The 15,388-nt window shown below is 64.3% G+C and carries 13 protein-coding genes; 6 read left to right on the forward strand and 7 right to left on the reverse strand.

The features are described 5' to 3' along the window. The 4 genes from sctS to DOM56_RS00665 all read left to right on the forward strand — a co-directional run bounded on the left by sctS (nt 1) and on the right by DOM56_RS00665 (nt 5,957). The gene (sctS, locus tag DOM56_RS00650; RefSeq protein ID WP_110597669.1) at nt 1-270 is read left to right on the forward strand and encodes a type III secretion system export apparatus subunit SctS; all 270 of its coding nucleotides are present in this window, start codon (nt 1-3) and stop codon (nt 268-270) included. A 52-nt stretch (nt 271-322) separates the two neighbouring features. After that, nucleotides 323-1,141: a type III secretion system export apparatus subunit SctT gene (sctT, locus tag DOM56_RS00655; RefSeq protein WP_110707052.1), complete on the forward strand. Its 819-nt coding sequence runs from the start codon at nt 323-325 to the stop codon at nt 1,139-1,141. Nucleotides 1,142-1,316: 175 nt separating this feature from the next. Further along, complete coding sequence (locus DOM56_RS00660; protein ID WP_110707053.1) at nt 1,317-4,880, forward strand: hypothetical protein; 3,564 nt, start codon at nt 1,317-1,319, stop codon at nt 4,878-4,880. 27 nt (nt 4,881-4,907) lie between these two features. Further along, nucleotides 4,908-5,957 carry an EscU/YscU/HrcU family type III secretion system export apparatus switch protein gene (locus DOM56_RS00665; RefSeq protein WP_110707054.1) on the forward strand — a complete coding sequence of 350 codons (1,050 nt, stop codon included), beginning with the start codon at nt 4,908-4,910 and terminating at the stop codon, nt 5,955-5,957. A gap of 3 nt (nt 5,958-5,960) precedes the next feature. Here DOM56_RS00665 and DOM56_RS00670 read toward each other — a convergent pair whose 3' ends face one another. Continuing rightward, on the reverse strand, nt 5,961-6,530 hold the full coding sequence (locus DOM56_RS00670; RefSeq protein WP_110707055.1) for a TetR/AcrR family transcriptional regulator: 570 nt from the start codon (nt 6,528-6,530) through the stop codon (nt 5,961-5,963). Between the two features lie 103 nt (nt 6,531-6,633). On the opposite strand from DOM56_RS00670, the gene DOM56_RS00675 reads away from it, so the two are divergent. Further along, complete coding sequence (locus DOM56_RS00675; RefSeq protein WP_110707056.1) at nt 6,634-7,875, forward strand: MFS transporter; 1,242 nt, start codon at nt 6,634-6,636, stop codon at nt 7,873-7,875. On the opposite strand, the gene DOM56_RS00680 is transcribed toward DOM56_RS00675, so the two are convergent. Next, entirely contained in the window at nt 7,872-8,525 is a 654-nt protein-coding gene (locus tag DOM56_RS00680) for a tellurite resistance TerB family protein (RefSeq protein ID WP_110707057.1), read from the reverse strand. The genes DOM56_RS00675 and DOM56_RS00680 overlap by 4 nt on opposite strands. 228 nt (nt 8,526-8,753) lie before the next feature. Here DOM56_RS00680 and DOM56_RS00685 point away from each other — a divergent pair, with 228 nt between their 5' ends. Then, nucleotides 8,754-9,989, forward strand: a complete 1,236-nt coding sequence (locus tag DOM56_RS00685) for a methyl-accepting chemotaxis protein (protein ID WP_110707058.1) — start codon at nt 8,754-8,756, stop codon at nt 9,987-9,989. 21 nt (nt 9,990-10,010) lie between these two features. Here the strand turns inward: DOM56_RS00685 and DOM56_RS00690 are convergent, their stop codons facing one another. The 5 genes from DOM56_RS00690 to nrdI all read right to left on the reverse strand — a co-directional run bounded on the left by DOM56_RS00690 (nt 10,011) and on the right by nrdI (nt 15,330). Further along, complete coding sequence (locus tag DOM56_RS00690; protein ID WP_110707059.1) at nt 10,011-10,631, reverse strand: NUDIX hydrolase; 621 nt, start codon at nt 10,629-10,631, stop codon at nt 10,011-10,013. Nucleotides 10,632-10,776: 145 nt separating this feature from the next. Next, on the reverse strand, nt 10,777-11,526 hold the full coding sequence (locus tag DOM56_RS00695) for a hypothetical protein (protein ID WP_110707060.1): 750 nt from the start codon (nt 11,524-11,526) through the stop codon (nt 10,777-10,779). A gap of 194 nt (nt 11,527-11,720) precedes the next feature. Further along, the gene (gene nrdF / locus DOM56_RS00700) at nt 11,721-12,698 is read right to left on the reverse strand and encodes a class 1b ribonucleoside-diphosphate reductase subunit beta (RefSeq protein WP_110707557.1); all 978 of its coding nucleotides are present in this window, start codon (nt 12,696-12,698) and stop codon (nt 11,721-11,723) included. A 68-nt stretch (nt 12,699-12,766) separates the two neighbouring features. Then, entirely contained in the window at nt 12,767-14,947 is a 2,181-nt protein-coding gene (gene nrdE, locus DOM56_RS00705) for a class 1b ribonucleoside-diphosphate reductase subunit alpha (protein WP_348627094.1), read from the reverse strand. Next, nucleotides 14,926-15,330, reverse strand: coding sequence for a class Ib ribonucleoside-diphosphate reductase assembly flavoprotein NrdI (nrdI, locus tag DOM56_RS00710; protein WP_110597680.1), 405 nt, complete (start codon nt 15,328-15,330; stop codon nt 14,926-14,928). The genes nrdE and nrdI overlap by 22 nt, the downstream gene beginning before the upstream one ends. Nucleotides 15,331-15,388 lie beyond the last annotated feature (58 nt).

Raw genomic sequence — 15,388 nt, forward strand, 5'->3', positions numbered from 1 at the left:
ATGACCGACGACATCTTTCTCTCGCTGATGAAGAACGCCCTGTGGACGGTGCTGCTGGTGTCGGCGCCGGCGCTGCTGGTGGCGATCGCCGTCGGCTTCGGCGTCGGTCTGCTGCAGGCGCTGACCCAGATCCAGGACCAGACGCTGCCGCAGGCGGTCAAGCTGGTCGCGGTGCTGCTGGTGCTGATTCTCTCGGGGCCGCTGCTGGCCGGGCAGATCGTCAACCTCACCGATCAGGTGCTGGACAATTTCGCCGCCTGGTCGCGCTGAGGAAACGCGACCTGACCGGCTGCGCTTCCTTCTTGAGAAATCCAAGAGACCGATGAACTACGACGATTTTGCCCAGTTCCTCACCGACTTTGCCTATCCGCTGATCGCGGCGGCGGCTGTCGGCGTGGCCCGGGCTCTGGGCATGGTGCTGGTGACGCCGGCCTTCAATCGCCTGGGGCTGACCGGCATGATCCGCTCCGCCGTGGCAGTGACGATCTCGCTGCCGCTGATCGTGCCGCTGTTCGACGCGATGGTGAACGCGGAGACCCTGTCGACCTTCAGCGTCGCCGGCATGGTGATCAAGGAGTTGCTGATCGGCGTCGCCATCGGCCTGGTCTTCGGCGTGCCGTTCTGGGCAGCCGAGGTGGCCGGCGAGCTGATCGACCTGCAGCGCGGCTCGACCATGGCGCAGATCGTCGATCCGATGGGCGCGACCGAAACCGGCGTCACCTCGACGCTGCTGACGATCACGCTGCTGGCACTGTTCTTCATCACCGGCGGCTTCATGCTGCTGCTCGACGGCTTCTATCGCAGCTATGCGCTGTGGCCGGCGGTGGACTTCGTGCCGCTGCTGTCGCAGACCTCGGCGATGTCGCTGCTCGGCCTGCTCGACCAGGTGATGCAGATCGGCGTGCTGATGATCGCCCCACTGGTGATCGCGCTGCTGATCGCCGACCTGATGCTGGCCTACGTTGCCAGGATGGCACCCAACCTTCACGCCTTCGATCTGTCGCTACCGATCAAGAACTTGCTGTTCGCGTTCCTGATGTTGATCTACGTGGTCTTCCTGATCCCGCTGATGATCGACAAGCTCGATATCGTCGCGCTCAACATGGCGCGTCTCGAAGCCATTCTCGGCGCGATGCGATAGCCGCCGTCCACCCCACCAAAGCCATACAGTCCGTTACCCAGCGTTTCACCGCTGCCATCGGGGCGTCATCCGGCGCCGGAATACTGGAGGCGTCTTCCCGCGATGCCGTCCCGTCCTGTTCATGGATCGAACGTCGGCGTCCTCGAGCCAACCTCCTCTCAGAGAGAACAAGCCGATGCGCGTCAACGATGATGTCACCCTCGACAAAGATCCGGTTTCGTCCGCCCCCACTCAGGTCTTCACCTCCTTGCTCAAGCTGGCGCAGAAAATGGCCAAGGAGGGGGGCGCGGAAAAAGAAGATCTCGAACCCGGCAGCCAGGCTTACGAGGACACGCTGAATTCGCTGGCGGTGGACATGGCGGACGGCATCGACATCGACAAGCGCCGGGTTTCCAGTCTGACGGGGGGCGCCGCGGACAAGTTCGAGAAGCTGGTCACCGCCGAGCTCAACGCCCAGCGCGCCGACGGCAAGCGCCCCGACCTGGCCAAGGCGATCGACAACGCCAGGAAAGCGCTGTTCGACCGCATCGGGCATGCCCTCGACAACGCCGACCGCAACGCCGACAAGGGCCTGGATGTCTTCGAAGGCTACTGGAAGCGCCACGGCGGCGAAGAGGCCGCGACCGACGCGGGTTATGACGCCTACGGCGACTTCCTGGCCGATACCACGCTGACCGACAACCCCGATTACGAAGACAACCTCAATGCGCTGGCCCTGGGGATGGCCGGCGGCACGCTGACCGACCAGCGCAAGATCCTGCATCTCGACGCATCGGACACGCTCTCCCAACTCTACAAGAATCTGATCCAGAACCGGATCGATCAGGGCGACGATACTCAGGAAGCGATGGATCACGTCAACGACGATCTGCGCGAGCGCATCGATAGCGTCGGCGGTGGTGACGTCGCCAATGTCTTCGACGGCTATTTCCAGCGTCACGGTGGCGAAGCCGATACCGAGAAGCTGGCCCAGGAGAGCTATCTGGCCAATCGCGACGAGGGCGACATCGCCTACGACGACACGCTGAATTCGCTCTCCTCCGACATGGCCGAAGGCATCGATATCGACGACCGCACGGTAAGACCGCTGACCGGAGAGGCCGCCAGCCAGTTCCGCCAGCTGGTGGAGTATCAACTCGACCAGCAGCGTGAGCGCGGCGATGCCCCGGATCTCCAGGCGGCCATCGACGACGCCAGGGAAGACCTCTTCGCGCGCACTGGCAACGCCTTGACCGATGCCGACAAGGACAGCGACGACGGACTCGACGTGCTCAACGGTTACTGGGAGCGTCATGGCGGCAAGGACGCCGCCATCGATGCCGGCTACGCAGCCTACGACGACTTCCTCGCCAACCACACCGAGACCGACAACCCGGACTACGAGGACAACCTCAACGCGCTCTCTTCAGGCCTGGCGGGCAGTACCCTGACCGACTCGCGCCAGATTCTGCATATCGAAAGCTCGGAGACGCTGTCACAGCTCTACCAGAACCTGATCGACAGCAAGGTGAGCGACGGTGCCTCCCGCGAGGAGGCCACCACCCAGGTCAACGACGACCTGCGCGAGCGGATCCGGCACGCGGCCGGAGACGATGGCAAGGCGGTCCAGAATGTCTTCGACGGTTACTGGTCGCGGCACGGCGGCGAGACCAACGCCCAGCGCCTGTCCGACAACGCGGAGCTGGACACGGCGCGGCGCGATCACGACCTGCCGGCCTTCAGCGATGTCGACATCCAGTCGATGGAGACCAGCGAGAGCGACCCGGACGACAGTTCACGCAAGCTGACCGTCAGCGAACTGACCTGGCAGAACCTGATCGAAGAGTGGAAGACGGGGATCGAGGACGGCAGCATCGACAAGAACGACGAGCGCGCCCAGTTCTACCGAGCCCTGCGCGCCCAGGGTGCGCTCGACAACGGCCTGGACCTGGTCGGCCTCGATATCTCGGAGGGGCTGAGCCTCGATCACGTCACCGGCGATGATCTGTCGTCGATCATCGATGGCGAGAAGCTCGATGCCAGTCTAGGCGAACTGTTCGCTTCCGAGACCGTGCAGAAGGATTACCTGAAGGCCCAGGAAGGCGCGATCGACAAGGTCGCCGACAAGGACGCGATCGCCTCGCGACTGGAGGAGACCGCCTTCAGCGAGGAGTACATCGACTACATCAACGACCTGCGCGAGAGCGGTCAAGGGGAACTCGCCGAACAGGATATCTCGCGAACCTACAATGCGCTTTCGGCGCTGTTCCCGGCAACGGAAGAGAGCGACAAGGCAGCCGAGTTCGCCCAGAGCCTGCAGCTCGACTCGATGATCACCGATCTCGACGACCTGATCGCCAACCCCGACCAGATCAATGATGCCAACACCGCGACGGCCACACAGGATGTGGTCAAGATGGTACTGACCGCGCTCAAGCGCGCCGGTGTGGATATTCCGAGGCGCACGGCGGAGTCGATCGACAAGTTCGTCAACGAGTATCTCAACGATCAGCAGACGGCGAAGAATTTCGGCAAGGCGCTGCAGGAGCTGGGCGACCGCTTCCAGAAAAACGGCGCCATCACCCAATCGGATATCGACGGCCTGATGAAGAACGGCGTCTACAAGGCGCTCAACGAGAAGACCAACGGCGGCATGCTGTCGCTGATCAGCACGCTCAACAGCAACGGCGCGCTGGGCTCGACCGGCGGATTGATCTCGCTCGCCTCGGGCATCTACCAGCTCGCCGGCGGTGGCAGCAAGCTGGCCGACAGCGACGAGGCGCGGATGGCCGTGGCCAAGGAGTTCATCAGTTTCCTCGGCGCCAGCCAGCACTTCGTCAACCTCGGCAGCCACATCAGAGACAAGGTCAAGGGCACCAACGTCAACGCCATGCTGGGGCTGGACAAGACGCTGCCGCAGATCTGGGCCGACGACAAGGTCAAGGGCAAGGCGCCCGCTCCTGATGCCCACACCTGGGAGCGTTTCAGCGAGAATATCCAGCAGATCATCGACGACGCCCCGGTAGGAGATCAGAAGGCACTCGCCAAGAAGCTGGATATCTCCTATGAAGACGCCAAGAAGGTAGTCGAGGGCGCCCAGAACGGATATGCCAAGAACCCGGCCCTGCCCGATGCCACGACGACGACCCGCTCTGTCAGCTCTTTCCTGCGCGTGCTGGATGGGGCCGCCAACTCGGCCACCGGTGCGCTGGACATCGCCCTCGGCGGGCTGATGATCAAGCGCGGCGCGGACGCCGGCGATGGCGCCACCATTGGTCAGGGTGCGGTGACCGTCGCGGCGGGCGCCTTCGGCCTTGCCGGTGGCGCCTCGTCGCTGGCGGCGCTCAAGGGCATTGCCGTCGCCCGCGCTGCCACCGGGCCGCTGTTCTGGATCTCCGCCGGCCTGACGCTGGCGACGCTGCCGTTCTCCATCGTCCAGGACATCAAGCGCACCAACGCGCTGGAAGGACACGAAGCCGACCTCAAGGAGCTCTTCACCTCTCTCGACGAGGATGGTCTACTGACCGAGGATGGCTTGACGCGCTACGAGTTCCTCGAAGCGTATGTCCGGAACTACGGCCAGCGCGACGCCCCGGACGACGAGAGCATCCTCGACTACCGTAGTGACGAGTACGAGTTCTACGTGCGGGAGGGCCATCTTCCCGACTCGACCTGGGACGATTTCGATCATGAGGACTACGCCGGCGATGGCAGCAATCTCGAGACCAAGATGGACAAGGGCTCGACCGTCGGGGCCTGACGACTCGGCGAGTGAACGTCTCGCGCCATGAGCCAGCAGCCATCCGAGGAAAAGACGCTACCGCCGTCGACGAAAAAGCTGCGCGACGCGCGCAAGAAGGGCCAGGTCTCCAAGAGCGCGGACCTGGTCACGGCCATGGTGCTGCTGGCCTGCACGCTCTACATCGCGGTCAGCGCCAGCCATATCATCGCCCGGGTTCAGGGCCTGCTCGACACCATCGCGCGGCTCTACACCGAGCCCTTCGACTCGCTGTGGCCGCGGCTGGTCGCGCAGGCGGGCGAGGTACTGCTGCTGTCGGTGGTACCACTGGTGGCACTCACCTTCGTGATCATCGTGCTGACCAACATCGTGGTGTCGCAGGGTTTCGTCTTCGCCACCGAACCGGTGCTGCCCAAGGCGGAGAAAGTCGACCCGGTGCAGGGGTTCAAGCGCATCTTCTCGATGCGCGGGCTGGTCGAATTCCTCAAGTCGCTGTTCAAGATGGTGGCGCTGGGGGTCGCCCTGATCGTGGTCTATGGCCTGGGCCTGCAGTCGCTGATGGGGTCGTCGAGCTGCGGGTTCGGCTGCATCCAGGGGACTTTTCTCGATCTGCTGCAGCCGCTGGTGATCACGGCGCTGATCGCGTTCCTGCTGGTGGGCGGCTTCGACGTGATGCTGCAGCGCTGGTTGTTCCGCCGCGACCAGCGCATGACCAAGACCGAGCAGAAGCGGGAACGCAAGGATCAGGAAGGCGACCCGACGATGAACCAGGAGCGCCGCAAGCGGCGGCGCGAGATGCATCAGCTGAACGCCAAGGTCGGCGTGCAGCACGCCTCGATGATGATCGGCACCGAAGATGGCTGGCTGGTCGGTATTCGCTACGTGCGCGGCGAAACGCCGGTACCGCTGGTCACCTGCAAGGCTTCACCGGACCAGGCCGCGGCGCTGCTGGTGAGTGCCAACTCCCGCCACCTCCCCCGGGCAGCGGACGCCACGCTCGCCGCCAGCATCGCCAGACGAGCCAGCAACGGCGACCCGATACCCGACGGGACCTTCCAGTCGGTGGCTGACCTGCTGGTGGCTGCCAAGCTGATCTGAACGTCAGTCGACATCTTCCACGGCCAGCGCGCGGACGATCCAGCGCCGGAGATTGGCGGCGGTCGCCGATTCGCGATCGTACAGCAGGCGGTAGGTCATCGGCGCCACCACGCCGTCGACGAGGCGCTCCAGAGAAGGCACTGCCGCCTCGCCGCGCGCGAGCGCGCGCTCCCGCAGTGTCGTCATGAGCGACTCGCTGTAGCGGCAGCAGCGCTCGCGACGGCCGTTATCCGCGCTGGCCATCACATCGTTGAGGGCGCGCTGCCCGGGCACCGAGGCCATCTCCTTGAGATACTGCTCACCCCAGGCCTGTAGATCGCCAGCCAGGGTACCGGTATCCACGGGGTCGTCATCGGGGCGCATGCGCTCGACCGAGACGTCGGCGACCAGTTCCGCCAGATTCCCCCAGCGCCGGTAGATCGTCGACGGCGTGACGCCGGCCAGTTCGGCGACCTGGGGCACCGTCAATTCATCGCGCGATTTGACCGCCTGCAGCTCGCGAACGGCCTGATGGACGGCTTCCTGTACCCGGGCACTGCGCCCGCCCGGTCTGACGGCTTCTTTGATCGGCATGGCGGTTCACTGATGAAGAACACAAACGCAAAATATTTGCTTTATGAGTCTGCTAAGTTCAAACTCTCTCTAACGCAAAATTTTAGCATTAATGGACACCCTCATGTCACCTCCATCTTCCTCCCCGTCGGCCAATGGCTATCCGGCCCCCCGGCTCGGTTCGCTGGTCTACTACGCGGTATTGATGGTGACGTTTCTCGCGGCCTCGAGCGCACCGACGCCACTCTATCGGATCTATCAGACCAGCTGGCACTTCTCCACGACCTGGCTGACGCTGGTATTCGCGAGTTACGTCTTCGCGCTGCTGCTGGCGCTGCTGGTCACCGGTTCGCTATCCGATTACATCGGTCGGCGACCGGTAGTGGCGATCGCCATCGTCGGCGAGATCCTGTCGCTGCTGCTGTTCGTGGTCGCCGACGGGCTCGCCTGGGTGCTGGCGGCAAGGATTCTGCAAGGCGTGGCCACCGGCATCGTGACCAGCGCCCTGGCCGCGGCGATGCTCGACAGCGACCATACACGCGGGCCGGTCCTGGCGAGCATTGCACCGCTTTCCGGGATGGGCATCGGCGCGCTGTTCGCCGGTCTGCTGGTGACCTACGCGCCGGCGCCGATGCGAACGGTCTATCTGGTACTGATCGTCCTGCTCGTCGTCATGGGTGTCTGTCTCAGGCGTATTCCGGAGAGCGTGACGCCGCGTCCCGGTGCCCTGGCGGCACTCCGTCCCCGTGCGACGATTCCGCCATCCGTGCGCGGGCCACTGTTTCGGGTCATCCCGGCCGTCGTCTCCTCCTGGGCGCTGGGGGGCTTCTCGCTCTCGCTGGGGCCCACCCTTGTGGAGACGATCAGCGGTGTCCACAACCCGCTGGTGGGCTGCCTGATCACCTTCCTGCTCCCGTTCATCGGCGGCATCAGCGTGCTGGTCCTGCGCGCCCGACCGCCACGCCTGGCAGTGCTGCTCGGCACCGCCTGCCTGATCGTCGGCATGTTCGGCTTGCTGCTGGGAGTCCATCAACGGGCGGTAGGGATACTGCTGGCCGGGACGGCGATCGCCGGCATCGGTTTCGGCGCCGCGTTCATGGGCGCCATGCGCGTCGTCATGCCCCTCGCACCGCCCACCGAGCGGTCGGCGTTGATGGCAGCGTTCTACGTGATTTGCTATCTATCCGCCAGCACGCTGGCACTGGGTGGAGGGATCATGACACAGCACCTGGGCCTGATACCCACCACCTACGCCTATGGCAGTCTGGTGGCGCTGCTGTCACTGGCCGCGTTCTTCGGAACCTTGACCCAGCGCCCGCCCGAGTCCGAGTCCGGGCCCCGGGCGCAATGCACGAACCCGGCCTAGGCCGGGCTTTCGTCGGTCTGGCGTTCCAGCTTACGGCAGAGATCGCCGTCGAGCTTGAGCGCTGCCGCCAGTTGATCGAGCCAGGCCCGCTCCATCGGGTTCTGTTCGTCGACGATCGCCACGCTGGCCAAGTAGACCTCGCGCGCCGCCTGGGGTGAATCGGCATCGCGGGCGATGGCATCGGCGTCCAGTGGCGCGGACATCTGCTGCTCCACCCAGGCGTGAAGTTCGTCATCCGCGCCCAAGGCGTCGATCTGCTCGGCCAGCGCGGCCCGCTCCTGGGCATCGATATGGCCGTCGGCACGCGCAGCGGCGATCATCGCCTGCAGGATCAACAGGCTGCGGGTCTCCTGCCGCTCGCCGGAGAGCTGCTCCAGCGGCTGGTCCGTTGCGTTCGTCGCCTCGGCGGGCGCCGATTTCTGCTCCTGATGCGCCTGCCAGGCTTTCCAGGCCAGGGCGCCCAGGCCAGCCAGGGCGCCGTACTTGATCGCCTTGCCGCCCATGCTACGCCCGCGCTTGCTGCCGACGAGCATGCCCAACGCACCACCGCCTAGCAGTGACTTGATGTCGAAACCGCTGCTGCCGGACTTCTGGCGCTGACCGCTACCCGCCTGCTTCATGAGCTGGGAAAGGATCCGTTGTGCGTTCATCTGCTGTACTCCGCTGCCTGTCGATAAGAAGTGACGTCGCCAGCGACGCCCCCCCGGGCCACGGCGCCGGCCAGGTGTGCCAGTTTGCCGCAGCGGCGGGTACTCAAGGCGCTGGCGCAAACGCCGATAAAACGTACTCGGCACCCACGCGGATCGGCGCCGTTCCGGCCGGCACCCGCGTGGTGACGCCCGGCACTCGGATACTAAGGGAAGGCAGGTGAACCAAGCATGAAACGTCTCGCAGACATGACCGTGAAGACCAGCTGGCTGCTGGTACTGGTGGCATTCACTCTCCTGGTGCTGGGGGTCGCGGGGTTGGCCGCCTACGCCGTCAACACCGATGTCTCGCCGGGGTTGATCAACGCCGGCATTGTCGCCGCGGTGGTGGCGACCCTGGTCCTGGTGGCGATCGTGCTGTGGGGAGTGACGGTCAACGTGATTCGTCCTCTGGAGCGCCTGGTGGAGCACTGCGAGAAGCTCGCCGCCGGCGACCTGTCGGTGCCGGTGGAGCGCCGCGGCAACAATGAGATCGGGCGGCTGTTCGCGGCCATGGCGCAGACCCAGAGCCATCTCTCGCGCACCGTCGGCAACGTACGCAACGCCTGCGACAACGTGCTCGACGGCGCCAGCGGCATCGCCCAGGGCAACACCGACCTCTCCTCGCGCACCGAGCAGCAGGCGGCATCGCTGGAGGAGACGGCCGCGAGCATGGAGCAACTGACCTCGACCGTTCGCCAGAACGCCGACAACGCCGCCCAGGCCAGCCAGCTGGCGAACGAGGCCACCGGCGTGGCGCACCGCGGTGGCGAGGTGGTCGGCGGCGTGGTGAGCACGATGCACGAGATCAGCGAGAACTCGCGCCAGGCGGTGACGCTGCTCGACGCCATCGACGCGGTGGCGTTCCAGACCAATATCCTCGCCCTCAACGCCTCGGTGGAGGCAGCCCGCGCCGGCGAGCAGGGCCGCGGCTTCGCCGTGGTCGCCAACGAGGTGCAGACACTGGCCAGGCGTTCGGCCGATGCGGCCAAGGCGATCCGCGACCTGATCCAGCGCTCCGCCGAGCGGGTCGAGAGCGGCGCCGCCCTGGCCGACAAGGCGGGTACCACGATGAACGACATCGTCACCTCGATCACCCGGGTCAGCGAGATCATGCACGAGATCGCCGCGGCGTCGGAGGAGCAGAACCACGGCATCACCCAGGTCAATCAGGCGGTGACCCAGATGGATCAGGTCACCCAGCAGAACGCCGCGCTGGTGCAGCAGGCCGCCAACGCCGCGCGGGCACTGGAGGAAGAGGCCAACGAACTGCAGTCGGTGGTTGCGGTATTCCGCCTCGACTCCCGCACCGCGACCAGCCCGCGACGCCCGCAGGCCACCCCGCTGCCGGCGGCGAGCGCCAAGCCTGCAAACGCCCGGCCGGACCGGCGCCGCGAGTCGGAAGCCGCCGAGTGGGAAGCGTTCTAGGCGTCTCGTCGGCGGGCTTCGCTAGTCGATGATCGTGGACCGCTGCGGCTGGGCATGAAAGGCGAACGCATCCTCGATGTCCCGGGCGATGACCCTAGGCTCGGAGAGTGGCGGCAGCGCCGTGGGCGAGAAATAGGCGGCATCGTGCACTTCATGCCCGGGATCGAGCGGAGCAGCATCGAGCCGCTCACAGAGAAAGAACAGCTTGTAGAAATCGAGCACGTCGGCGGGATAAGCGTGCTTCGCCTTGTGGCGGATGGCGTAGAGCCGCTTGGCTTCGACCTTGACGCCAGCCTCTTCCCACACTTCCTTGATCGTGTTCTCGGCAGCCGAGAGCCCGACCTCGGCGTAGCCGCCGGGCATCGTCCAGCGTCCGTCCATCTTCTCCCTGACCAGCAGAATCCTGCCGTCGTCGATGATCGCCGCGCGCACATCGACCTTGGGGGTGACATGCCCCTTGCCCTCGCCCAGTGCAAGGTTCACGTGGCCGATGGGGATATCGCCCAACGCTGACATCATCGATGCCGAAATCTCGGCGACTTCTTCATAGCGCTCGCGATCGAACTTGTCGCGACAGTAGTGCAGCCCGGTATCGGCCAGCGCCGAGAGCCGCTTGGCCCAGGCAAGCCATTGATCTTCCATGGGTCGGTTTCCGATCGCAGAGGGTGGATGACGATGCAGGTTCGGCTAAAGACTAACAACTGTGGCCGAGGACGTCAGGCAACCACGTGGCGCGGGCATGAAAAAGCCCTTCCGAGGAAGGGCTGGTGTCGACGTGATAGCGGCATCAGCCGGCCGCAGGCGCCTCGTGTTCCGGCTGGGGGGCGTGATTCGGGCCAGCATGCGGGCCGCGCGGCGGCTTGGTCAGCGCTTCGAATGCTGCGACCTGCTCGTCATCCAGGACCGAGGAGAGCGCGCTGTGACGCTGCTCCAGCAGTTGCTTGAGCTGGGCACCGCGAGCGTCCCGCGATTCGCCATCGCCCTTCACATCGGGACGCTTCAACTGATGCAGGCCATCGAAGAAGGTGCGCTCGGCGTTGAGCACCTTGGCGCTCTGTGCCTGATCGAGATTCCAGGTCGCGAACAGCGGCGCGTAGCGCTGCTCGAGCTGGGCGGTCATCTGCTCGGGATCCAGGCGCGGTCCGCCGTGATGAATCATCGGGGGCCGCGGACGCTCCAGCATCTGGTAGGCGTGCAGCTGTTCATCGCTGAGCACGTCGCTGAGTTGCTCGCGCTGCTGCTGGAGCAGGGACTCGATGGCGGCATGGCGCTGCTCCGGCGCTACCTTGCCATCGGCATCGCCGCGCAACTGGTGCAGACCGGCGCGAAACTCGCTGTCAGCCTTGGCCAGACGGGCCAGCTTGTCCTCATCGAGGTTCCAGCTGGCGACCACCGCCTCCTTGAGCGGGTTGGCGTGGGCCATGGGTGCCTCGTGGGGCGCAGGCGGTCTGGGCTGTTCGGTGGGAGCGGCCATGGCCAACGGTGACAAGGTGGAAGCGGCAACGGCCAGCGCGATGAGTGACTTGTGAAATTTCATGACTTCGACTCCGGTTGCGCACCGAGACCAGGTGCAGAAGCACTATCGCGCGACTTCGTGCAGACAGTGTGCAGCGAGCGAGGAAGGTCATCCCACGACATTGGCTGGTCTGCCGCGACCGCGAGGGCGAGATTCGGACAGACACAAAAAAGCCGCCCTGGGCAGGGCGGCTTTTGTCGAGACAGGCCGTCGGATCAGAACGCCCAGTCGTCGTCCTCGGTACTCACCGTCTTGCCGATCACGTAGGAAGAACCGGAGCCGGAAAAGAAGTCGTGGTTCTCGTCGGAGCCGGGCGAGAGCGCGGCGAGGATCGCCGGGCTGACGTCGGTGACGCTGGCCGGGAACAGCGCCTCGAAGCCCAGGTTCATCAACGCCTTGTTGGCGTTGTAGTGGAGGAACTTCTTGACGTCTTCGGTCAGGCCGACGTCGTCGTAGAGCGCCTCGGTGTACTTGACCTCGTTGTCATAGAGCTCGTGGAGCAGCTCGTAGGCGTAGATCTTGATCTCTTCCTGACGCTCCGTCGGCAGCTGGGCCAACTGGCGCTGGAACTTGTAGCCGATGTAATAGCCGTGGATCGCCTCGTCGCGAATGATCAGGCGAATCAGGTCGGCGGTGTTGGTCAGCTTGGCGCGGCTGGACCAGTACATCGGCAGGTAGAAGCCGGAGTAGAACAGGAACGACTCCAGGAACACGCTGGCAATCTTGCGCATCAGCGGGTCTTCACTGCGGTAGCGCTCGAGGATCAGTTCCGCCTTCTTCTGCAAAAACGGGTTCTCCTCGCTCCAGCGGTAGGCGTCGTCGACGTCGCGGGTGGCGCACAGCGTCGAGAAGATCGAGCTGTAGGAGCGCGCGTGGACCGACTCCATGAAGCTGATGTTGGTGAACACCGCCTCTTCGTGCGGCGTGAGCGCATCCTCGATCAGCACCGGCGCGCCGACCGTGCCCTGGATGGTGTCGAGCAGCGTCAGGCCGGTGAAGACGCGGATGGTGAGCTGCTGCTCGTGCTCGGTCAGGGTGTTCCACGCGGGAATGTCGTTGGAGAGCGGAATCTTCTCCGGCAGCCAGAAGTTGCCGGTGAGCCGGTTCCAGACCTCCAGGTCCTTGTCGTCCTGGAGGCGGTTCCAGTTGATCGCATCGACCCGGTTGAGATGACGGGCGGCGGAAGTAGGCATATCCATGAGAGTGTTCTCGTTCGGTTGGCGCCGAGCCCGTGGCTCGGCGCGTTCAAACAGATTCAGGCTTACAGCGTGCAGGAAACGCAGCCTTCGACTTCCGTTCCCTCGAGAGCGGCCTGGCGCAGACGAATGTAGTAGATCGTCTTGATGCCTTTGCGCCAGGCGTAGATCTGCGCGCGGTTGACGTCACGCGTGGTCGCGGTGTCGCGGAAGAACAGCGTCAGCGACAGGCCCTGGTCGACGTGCTGCGTCGCTTCGGCGTAGGTGTCGATGATCTTCTCCGGGCCGAGCTCGTAGGCGTCCTGATAGTACGCCTGATTCTCGTCGGTCAGGTACGGCGCCGGATAGTAGACCCGACCCAGCTTGCCTTCCTTGCGGATCTCGACCTTGGCCGTCACCGGGTGGATGCTCGAGGTCGAATTGTTGATGTACGAGATCGAGCCGGTGGGCGGAATCGCCTGCAGGTTGCGGTTGAACAGCCCGTGGGCCATCACCGATGCCTTGAGTTCGCGCCAGTCGTCCTGGGTCGGGATGGCGATGCCGCTCTTCTCGAACAGACCGCGCACCTTCTCGGTCTTCGGTTCCCACGCCTGCTCGGTGTACTTGTCGAAGTACTCGCCGCTGGCATAGGTCGACTGCTCGAAGCCGGCGAAGCGCTGGTCGCGCTCGATGGCGATACGATTGGACGCCCGAAGGGCATGGAACGCGATGGTGTAGAAGTAGATGTTGGTGAAATCCAACCCCTCTTCGCTGCCATAGAGAATGTGCTCGCGGGCCAGGTAGCCGTGCAAGTTCATCTGCCCCAGGCCGATGGCGTGCGACTTGGCGTTGCCTTCGGCGATCGACGGCACCGAGGTGATGTTGCTCATCTCGGAGACCGCGGTCAGGCCGCGAATGGCCGCCTCTACCGTGGTGCCGAAGTCCGGCGAATCCATGGTCTTGGCGATGTTGAGCGAGCCCAGATTGCAGGAGATGTCCTCGCCGATATGACGATAGCCGAGATCGTCGTCGTACTCGGTGGGCGTGTTGACCTGCAGGATCTCCGAGCAGAGGTTCGACATGTTGATCCGGCCGTGGATCGGGTTGGCACGGTTTACCGTGTCCTCGAACATCAGATACGGATAACCGGACTCGAACTGCAGCTCGGCGATAGTCTGGAACAGTTCGCGGGCGTTGATCTTCTTCTTGCGGATACGACCGTCGGCGACCATCTCCTCGTACTTCTCGGTGACGCTGATGTCGCCGAACGGCACGCCGTAGATGCGCTCCACGTCATAGGGCGAGAACAGGTACATCTCCTCGTTGCGCTTGGCCAGCTCGAAGGTGATGTCCGGCATCACGATGCCGAGCGACAGCGTCTTGATGCGGATCTTCTCGTCGGCGTTCTCGCGCTTGGTGTCGAGGAAACGCAGGATGTCCGGATGGTGGGCGTTGAGATAGACCGCCCCGGCACCCTGACGCGCGCCCAGCTGATTGGCGTAGGAGAAGGCGTCCTCGAGCATCTTCATGATCGGGATGATGCCGGAGGACTGGTTCTCGATGCGCTTGATCGGCGCGCCGGATTCCCGCACGTTGGAGAGCGAGAACGCCACCCCGCCGCCACGCTTGGAGAGCTGCAGCGCGGAGTTGATCGAGCGCCCGATCGACTCCATGTTGTCCTCGATGCGCAGCAGGAAGCAGGAGACCAGCTCGCCGCGCTGGCGCTTGCCGCAGTTGAGGAAAGTCGGTGTCGCCGGCTGGAAGCGGCCGTGGATGATCTCCTCGACCAGTTGTCGCGCCAGGGTCTCGTCGCCGCGCGCCAGGCTCAATGCCACCATGCAGACGCGGTCCTCGAAACGCTCGAGGTAACGCTTGCCGTCGAAGGTCTTGAGCGTGTAGCTGGTGTAGTACTTGAACGCGCCCAGGAAGCTCTGGAAACGGAATTTCGCCGCGTAGGCCTGATCGAACAGTGCCGTCACGAAGCCGAAGTCGTACTGGTCGAGCACCTGCTGCTCGTAGTAGCCCTCTTCCACCAGGTAGTCGAGCTTTTCCTTCAGCGAGTGGAAGAACACCGTGTTCTGGTTCACGTGCTGCAGAAAATACTGACGCGCCGCTTCCTTGTCCTTGTCGAGTTGCAGACGGCCGTTGGCGTCATACAGGTTCAACATGGCATTGAGCGCGTGGTAATCGAGCGCCTTGGCATTGTGGTCGGCACTGACGGCAGGCCGCACGGTCGTACCCGTATCTAGGCTGAGCGTTTCCAAAATTCGGTCACCCCTGCAAGGACTCGATGGACATCTTCTGCCGTGCCCATCAGTTCGAAACGATAGAGAAGCGGTACCCGACACTTGTTCGCGACAACCCGTCCCGCCAGGCCAAAGGCCTCGCCGAAATTGGTGTTGCCGCCGGCGATGACGCCGCGAATCAGGGACCGGTTATGTTCGTCATTCAGAAAGCGAATGACTGGCGCGGGCACCGCGGAGCGCGGATCACCGTCACCATAGGTCGGCACTACGAGAATATAGGGTGTCTCGACCTGCAGGGGTGGGTCGCTTCGGTTCAGCGGAATCCGGCTGGCCGGCAGACCCAGTTTTTCGACGAAGCGCCGCGTATTGCCTGATTTGGTCGAAAAATAGACCAGCCCAGCCATGACGGTCTCCTGCGCCCCTGCGCGGTTTCGGCAGCGCGGGCGAAGCCAGCGCTAGCCG

It is taken from the genome of Salinicola sp. CR57, assembly GCF_003206585.1.
In the GTDB taxonomy this organism is placed as follows: domain Bacteria; phylum Pseudomonadota; class Gammaproteobacteria; order Pseudomonadales; family Halomonadaceae; genus Salinicola; species Salinicola lusitanus.

Excerpts from the sequence above, each read along its gene's own strand:
- nrdI (WP_110597680.1), bottom strand. The coding sequence starts at position 15,330 with ATGGCTGGGCTGGTCTATTTTTCGACCAAATCAGGCAATACGCGGCGC.
- nrdF (WP_110707557.1), bottom strand. The coding sequence starts at position 12,698 with ATGCCTACTTCCGCCGCCCGTCATCTCAACCGGGTCGATGCGATCAAC.
- DOM56_RS00685 (WP_110707058.1), top strand. The coding sequence starts at position 8,754 with ATGAAACGTCTCGCAGACATGACCGTGAAGACCAGCTGGCTGCTGGTA.
- DOM56_RS00670 (WP_110707055.1), bottom strand. The coding sequence starts at position 6,530 with ATGCCGATCAAAGAAGCCGTCAGACCGGGCGGGCGCAGTGCCCGGGTA.
- DOM56_RS00665 (WP_110707054.1), top strand. The coding sequence starts at position 4,908 with ATGAGCCAGCAGCCATCCGAGGAAAAGACGCTACCGCCGTCGACGAAA.
- sctT (WP_110707052.1), top strand. The coding sequence starts at position 323 with ATGAACTACGACGATTTTGCCCAGTTCCTCACCGACTTTGCCTATCCG.
- sctS (WP_110597669.1), top strand. The coding sequence starts at position 1 with ATGACCGACGACATCTTTCTCTCGCTGATGAAGAACGCCCTGTGGACG.
- DOM56_RS00675 (WP_110707056.1), top strand. The coding sequence starts at position 6,634 with ATGTCACCTCCATCTTCCTCCCCGTCGGCCAATGGCTATCCGGCCCCC.
- DOM56_RS00695 (WP_110707060.1), bottom strand. The coding sequence starts at position 11,526 with ATGAAATTTCACAAGTCACTCATCGCGCTGGCCGTTGCCGCTTCCACC.
- DOM56_RS00690 (WP_110707059.1), bottom strand. The coding sequence starts at position 10,631 with ATGGAAGATCAATGGCTTGCCTGGGCCAAGCGGCTCTCGGCGCTGGCC.
- DOM56_RS00680 (WP_110707057.1), bottom strand. The coding sequence starts at position 8,525 with ATGAACGCACAACGGATCCTTTCCCAGCTCATGAAGCAGGCGGGTAGC.
- DOM56_RS00660 (WP_110707053.1), top strand. The coding sequence starts at position 1,317 with ATGCGCGTCAACGATGATGTCACCCTCGACAAAGATCCGGTTTCGTCC.